Raw genomic sequence first — 6,735 nt, forward strand, 5'->3', positions numbered from 1 at the left:
TTTGTATTTGCTTCATTAAAATGCAAATTAAAAATAGTTCCATTGTATTTTGCTTTATAATCTACTTCATAAAGTTCATCAAGGTCTGCTTTCTTAACTTCCTTGATATATAGTTTAGGTAAGCGATCCCTGTCTTTATAGTAGCTAGGATATATGTGTTTTTTGAACCCATTGTTCACATCTGCTTGATCTTCACTAATTAATCGTATACAATCGTCACCTCTAATACTCACTCTAAAGGTTTTGTTCATATATCTTGCAAAAGTCCCTTTCTCCATACAGTTCTCTCCTTTATTAATCAATTGGTGTAAATCTATTTAAATTATCATCAAATATACGTACTAGTTTTTCAATACCGTCCGACACTCTATATAATTCCGATCCATCGGTAGGCAAATATCTTTTATAAAATTTCCATTCAGGAACTAACTCACCATTTCTAGATCCAGTAAATCCATTCTGTGTGCATGGTGAGCCATCCTCATTCTTTCCTCCGAAGTGTTCTCCATAAGGAACCTCAATATTATCTGCATAGTTCGCCAGTTTACTACAACCGAAATCTAAATAGTTTTCATAGGAAATACATAGACACCAATCACCATTAAAAGGTATGAAATAATGATGCTGGGGAATATCTAAAAAATGAAATAATATTTTTTTATATTCTTTAATCCGAACTGATAGCCGAACTCTGTAAGATTATCACCAATATATATTACTGGAATATTATTATTCAAGTATTTCCCTTTTAATTCAGTAATGAATAAACTAACATCAGTACGTAAAGTTTCATTATTAGATTCTTTACTATAACGATTATTGGTTTGCTCCCAATCTATTTTTGACCCTATATATTTCGGGCTTACAGTCAAAGTAAAAACCTTGAAAGGCATTTAGCCAATCAAGGTTAAATAATTATAAGTTTGTATCATACAAAATGAGGTTCTCAGTACTTATCTCAACAAATGTTCCTTTCGGATAAAGTTCCCCCACGATCTCAAGAGTAACTATACTTGTTCCAATTCTAAAATTACAACACCCATATTCAAAAAATGTTTCGACTTCACAAACTATAATTGTAGAGTCTCCATTATTTTTAATACAGTATTGCTTTTTGTCAGACTTACTAACATCTTTTCTCCACTCTACTGTATCTGGTATTTCTAGCTCGACATAATATTCTCGACCTTCTACTGGATTTTCTCCATTCCAACTAGCTTTTCCATCACCAAACTCAGAAGAAAAGCTTACTACCATCTGGTCATTATATATTCCTTCATTTTTTATAATTTTAATTTTCATATACTTCACCTCTGAATGGGAACTCTTATAATGGTGTTACCTAACAGTTCCGTAAAGCTTGCGGCTACATAGGTGATCTGTTCACGCATATACACCTCGGCTTCCTCTAATGTCATCCCCTCTTCTTCCATTAAATCTTCCTTCGCCCATGCCCCTTCATGATCCCCCAAAATACAACGAATGGATTCGTTTCACTACTGCTGTAGTCATAACAGATTAAATTCCCAGCAGGATCAATACCAAATGGAAAGACCTTCTCTGGAAGGCTCGGTTGATAATCTTCATAGGCTTCAACAATATATCCGCCACTTTGTTCATCAAAACTATTAATGATCCAAAACAACGTTCAATCGTCCCTGCCATAAACAATTATGGTTCAACATTTGACACTATCAATATAATCTTGTGGTAATTGAAATCCTAACTGTTGACCAGTTTCTACTACTTTCGCTTCCGAAACTTACGATTCCTTATATTTCCATGTAATCTAATTGTTCATCGTAAACCCTCTCCCCATAATTGAAGCTTTTAAGAATCCCTGACATAGCCAAGGATTTTCCATACACTTCAAAAAAAACAAAGTTTACAGAGTTCAAACTTCATTTTTTCTCGAATATGATTGAAAAATGAAGTGGATTACAACAAACCATATTTAATAAATGGAATTTCCTTCTAAAAAATTTATAACCTACCATATGCTTCGACTAATCTTCAAATCCAATTACAGTCCATTCATCAACTATATCCCAAAAATTAACATTATATATAGGCTGTTTATACGTCCACCATAAAATCGCATGATCACTTTTGTTATTTTCATAATCAACCGCAACATAACCACCCATTCCACTTTTGAAGAAACCAAAAGTAGTTTGTAAATTAAGTTGCAAAGGTTCTTCTAACTCCTCAATAATACTCCATTCATCTTCATTAAAAAAAGTTACATCTTCTAAAGGAACGAGTCCCATAGAATGGCTTGCATAAAAATAGAAACCATTATGAACGGTTTGATAAAATTTTCTTATTGTCTCAGGAATTTCAACCCAATTTCTTTCTAGTTCTTCATGATTAAAATCGTCTTTAGGATTTCCCCCTTGATAATATCGAATTTCTCCATTATCGGTTTTAATAGTGTATAAAATTGAATATATACCATCTATGTCTAATAAATCCACTTCTTCAAGGTGCTCTTCTAAATAAGATATGGTGTTTCTTAATTCCTCCCCTACTTGCTCTTTCCAAATAGATAAAGTAGACTCAACCCTTTTGTGTACATTTTCTTCTTGAAACAATTCATACCACATATTTGGTACTTTTCTAGCATCAACCTTAGTCATCTCGTGGCATGATAAAAGTTGTACATTACCTTTGTACTTTTTTAAATAACTGATTTTTTCTCCCATACGGCCAGTTATCTCCTTTTTTATTTAAATACTGATCTATTTTCTGAAACAAAATTATCAATTTGTCTTTGTAATTTTATGTCTAATTCCTTTTCCTTCTTTATCATATCTTCCCTAAATTTTGGATCAACCGCAATATTTTCTTTTTTATAAATTATCCAATCAGAGTAAGATTAACATGATGCCTTGATGGTATAACCTTCATGAGTTTTGAATTTCAAATAAACAATTGTTTTTTTCCACTCTAATTCTTTATTTTCCTTCTTTTTTCACCTGCCTTGTGTTGCCTGTATGTTACTACCTTTAGCGTGACGAGCTTTGTCATCCCTAGTGTGCAAATATAAATTGAGTAGTAAGTGTAGTCGTTTTATATCTTTGTCACTGTAATCAATTTCGTACGTTCACTTACCATTAGGCTATTTATATCCATAAACTCTTTTAGTCAAGAAAAAACCTTGAAAGGCATGTAGCCAATCAAGGTAACAGTTTGAATAGCAGCTATTATTTATATATTTCCCTTCCCCAAACTCTCTTTCCGTCGGTTAAAAATACTGAACTTGGTGGATCATCATAGAGAGAAATTTCAACTAATGATCCTTTTTTTTGTATTAACCAATTATATAAACTGCTTTCTTCACTAGTAGGATGCGATAAAATATTATTTACTTGAAATGTAACTGCATAATATTCCGTATAATTCACATCATCGTCATCCAACCCATTGTCTGTTTCAAAGAGTGTGTCTGGTTCACCAATAATTTTCAATCCACTATCCCACTCTATGATTAAGTCATTATCTTTATAATCTTTTAACGCTTTTATTAAAGGATCATATTCCATGTCCATCCTCCTCTTCTTACTTCTGTAATGGTTCTGAAGGCACTTTATGAGCTCCATTTTTCCCCATAATGAATCATTCCTCTAGTAGTTTCAAGGTATTCACTCGTATCACGATCATAGTATTTCCCAATTGGTTTACCAAAGTCTACTCTTTCTTTATTACCCTTTCGTAGTAGTTGACCTTTCCCTGCAAACTTATCCAGCAATTCTTGTGCTGTTTTGTTATCGCCATAGAAAATACGTTTGTTTTTTCCATTTACTATTTCTTGTTTGTAGTTTGGAGTATTAGGAATATGTTTCTCTTGAGCACCTGGCTTTACTTTAACTGGGAATCCATTAACTTCTCTATAAGGTCCTTTTGGTACTGAATTCTTTCCATAAGAAGGTACACCATTACCCGTACCCTATGTTGTAATCTTAAAATCTCTAAATAAAAAAATCAGCAGCCACTTATTCCTTCATTTCTAAATATATATATCAGATTCCAGCCTTTTTCTTTACAGAAACCTTTAATTTCATCTTCTTAGTATTTCAAGCTAGATCCATCTCTTGCCTGCCCTTGAGTTGAGACTCGTATATGCCCAATAACGTTCAACTTTTCACCCTCCCGTTACGGTAATTACAATTTATGTAACGTTTTTTAAACGAATAGCGAGTATTATACGACCGTCTCTAGTTAAAATACAACTCAAAATTTTATGAGCCAACGCAGCGTAAGGACACCTTTTTACAATAAACTTTCCTCATTTATCACAAAGAGCCTTGTCATTTTCATTGGTAAATAATATAGGATAAGTAATAAGTGTGGTCGCTTATTTAAATGTCACTGTAACCAAGCTAGCCATTCAACTTACCATCATGAGTTATTTTTAAATATGATTCCTTTTTATTACACAAGTTAATAAAAAACCTTAAAAGGCTCCCATCCATCAAGCTTTTATTTGTTGCTCCTATGATTCAAAAGCTGTTTTTTCTGGAAATATTCCATCTTCTCTTACAAGGCAAACTGCCAATCTTTGAGCGGCTCGATCAAAATAAAATTTTGTGGGAATATTTTGATCTGGTAAACTTTCCAACTCTGAAAACTTCCTGGTTATTTTATTTAACTCAATTTTACCCATAATCTCTTCATTAGGTCCAAATTTGTAAACGACAGTATCATAATCTTCATATTCCTTTAATAATAAAACATACGAAGCCAATTTTATTCCTCCTCTTGTGGATACCAAGGACGCCCAGATTCAACCGTTTTATCATGCGCGGTCCTGTAATCCGTTTTGAATATTCCTTCAAATTTTGATCCAAAAAGTTCATGATTCAATAAATCAATATCACTCTTGTTATAAATACCTTTTTGAAGCCTATCCCAAGCTCTACTATCGTCGTACGCTGTACATAGCCATTACAATCTATAAAACAACAATAAAAATTTAACACTTAATGCACTTATAAAATTATAGTGCTCTTTTAAATTTCTACGCTAAAACGTAAAAAAGCACCTGTCGCCTTTATTTGACAATCGAGTGCTTTAAGTTCATATGTTTTTAAGTAGCGTAAATTTGTAAGTTTTGTAGCACAAGTATGACACCTTTTACATATCGTGACAAGTGTTACGTTAAAATTTACGAGTTTGTACGAGTTCGTTAGTTTAATATGCATTCCATGTGTTTATATTCATCGCCATGTAAAATGTCATCTCGCCTAAGCTCGTACTTCGTTTTCTATTCTATCATTGCACACAGTACTCCATGATGGTACAACCATCATGGAGTACTTACTTTTTAACAGCTTATTCTTATTCTTTTTCTTTTTCGTTTACTTGTCTTATGTGAATTCTTTAATTTCTAACCCTAATTGTCTATACCTTTCAATACTAATTAACCCTCAAATTATAGATTTCCTGCTAACATTAAAAGGATCTACGTTATTTTCCTCTAACAAATCTTCAAATTTTTCTGTTCCGTATTTTACAAAACATTCATATTCCGACTGGGAAATAAAGAATGCTAACAAAATTTTACCATCTTGATCTTCACTTCCAGTACGTACATCACCATATTCTTCTGGAAAAGCGAATGGTTCAGTAAAGTAAACTGCACTTTTATTATATTTTTGAACAAATGATTTATCAATACTTTCAATACCACTAATTGCTGTTCTTCGTCCTATTTCTATTCCATTACCTATACAATAAAATAAAGCACTTGCAAGGATATACCCTGTACTATTAAATGCCCCATCAACTACCATTGAAATTTCAACATTATCCCCTACTATTTCTTCATATTTACTGAGTCCAAGTGTATTAAAAACTAAACATTCTTCAAATACATTTTCATATTTTAAAATTTGCATACTCGGAAGCTCTTCATTATTTCTAAAAACCTCTCGGTCTATTGGATCACCTAAATATTTACTATAATGGTCATAATAAAGCTCTCCGTAATTTATCATTCTTTTATCTCCCCTTTATATGTTCCTTCTATTCCTTCAAATTTATGACTTATATTACATTCATGACATTGAACCCTTAGTCGAGCATTATATTCATCCAATACTTCTTTTCGTGTTGGTTTTACTTCACCTGTTTTCATACTTACAACTCTTTCTGCCCAAGTATCTGGATAATGATCTAAGTCATATCCAATTCTTTTTACTGGTCCATTTTTAGTATTAATGGTAATACTATCTGGAATATCTTTTCCGAACGTGGGACAAATCATTTTTCCTGATGCATTTTTTGGTGCTTCACTTTCTGCTTTAACACGAGTACCTTTTCTAAAACTACTTCTCTTATACAAACTATCAGTTTTTTTAACTTTTGTACTACCTTCACCCGTACCCTTAGTCTCACCTTTTTTAATAGCTGGGGCAGGAAGATCGACTACATGCTCAGGTCCCCCACTAACTAAAGGTAACTCTTGATTAGACACATGTTCCAATCTGCTTGGTATGTGTTCGTTGTCAAGATGCTTCGCAGTCTTCGCTGCATCATTTTTCACAGCATTAGGACTGCTCTTTATAGCTTCTTTCCCCATATTCTCGGTTTTATGTACAACCGAACTTGGGACTATTGCTTTTTTCTCAGCCATTTTTCGTACAGTGCCTACGGATAGACTCTTAGCTTGATTTTTGACTGCAGCACCAGTTGCTGTCGCTCCCCCTTGTACCGCATGCGCGGCACCGCCTT

Annotated in this window: 7 protein-coding genes and 3 pseudogenes; all 10 read right to left on the bottom strand. The window is 33.1% G+C overall.

Going from position 1 to position 6,735, the window contains the following annotated elements:
- Positions 1 to 278, bottom strand: a pseudogene (locus A374_RS18910) (hypothetical protein); the annotation flags it as partial.
- Positions 279 to 915: 637 nt separating this feature from the next.
- Positions 916 to 1,302, bottom strand: a complete 387-nt coding sequence (locus A374_RS18915; protein ID WP_007203858.1) for a hypothetical protein — start codon at positions 1,300 to 1,302, stop codon at positions 916 to 918.
- 5 nt (positions 1,303 to 1,307) lie between these two features.
- Positions 1,308 to 1,789, bottom strand: a pseudogene (locus A374_RS18920) (SMI1/KNR4 family protein).
- A gap of 217 nt (positions 1,790 to 2,006) precedes the next feature.
- Positions 2,007 to 2,705 (bottom strand): SMI1/KNR4 family protein, encoded by a 699-nt coding sequence (locus A374_RS18925; protein ID WP_007203860.1) that lies wholly within the window; start codon positions 2,703 to 2,705, stop codon positions 2,007 to 2,009.
- A gap of 501 nt (positions 2,706 to 3,206) precedes the next feature.
- On the bottom strand, positions 3,207 to 3,545 hold the full coding sequence (locus tag A374_RS18930; RefSeq protein WP_007203861.1) for a hypothetical protein: 339 nt from the start codon (positions 3,543 to 3,545) through the stop codon (positions 3,207 to 3,209).
- Between the two features lie 44 nt (positions 3,546 to 3,589).
- Positions 3,590 to 3,838, bottom strand: coding sequence for a polymorphic toxin type 50 domain-containing protein (locus A374_RS21195; RefSeq protein WP_338009616.1), 249 nt, complete (start codon positions 3,836 to 3,838; stop codon positions 3,590 to 3,592).
- A gap of 152 nt (positions 3,839 to 3,990) precedes the next feature.
- A pseudogene (locus tag A374_RS21200) lies at positions 3,991 to 4,140 on the bottom strand (recombinase family protein); the annotation flags it as partial.
- A 355-nt stretch (positions 4,141 to 4,495) separates the two neighbouring features.
- Positions 4,496 to 4,747, bottom strand: coding sequence for a hypothetical protein (locus tag A374_RS18935; RefSeq protein WP_007203862.1), 252 nt, complete (start codon positions 4,745 to 4,747; stop codon positions 4,496 to 4,498).
- A 682-nt stretch (positions 4,748 to 5,429) separates the two neighbouring features.
- A complete protein-coding gene (locus A374_RS18940) occupies positions 5,430 to 5,999 on the bottom strand; it encodes a suppressor of fused domain protein (protein ID WP_007203863.1) in 570 nt (189 codons plus the stop codon).
- A partial coding sequence (locus A374_RS21205) for a GH-E family nuclease (RefSeq protein ID WP_007203864.1) occupies positions 5,996 to 6,735 on the bottom strand: 740 nt, incomplete at its 5' end. The genes A374_RS21205 and A374_RS18940, both read right to left, overlap by 4 nt.

The organism is Fictibacillus macauensis ZFHKF-1 (assembly GCF_000269865.1).
GTDB classification, from domain to species: domain Bacteria; phylum Bacillota; class Bacilli; order Bacillales; family Fictibacillaceae; genus Fictibacillus_C; species Fictibacillus_C macauensis.

Bases quoted from the DNA above. Each gene is read 5' to 3' on its own strand.
- A374_RS18915 (WP_007203858.1), bottom strand. From the start codon at position 1,302: ATGAAAATTAAAATTATAAAAAATGAAGGAATATATAATGACCAGATG.
- A374_RS18925 (WP_007203860.1), bottom strand. From the start codon at position 2,705: ATGGGAGAAAAAATCAGTTATTTAAAAAAGTACAAAGGTAATGTACAA.
- A374_RS18930 (WP_007203861.1), bottom strand. From the start codon at position 3,545: ATGGAATATGATCCTTTAATAAAAGCGTTAAAAGATTATAAAGATAAT.
- A374_RS18940 (WP_007203863.1), bottom strand. From the start codon at position 5,999: ATGATAAATTACGGAGAGCTTTATTATGACCATTATAGTAAATATTTA.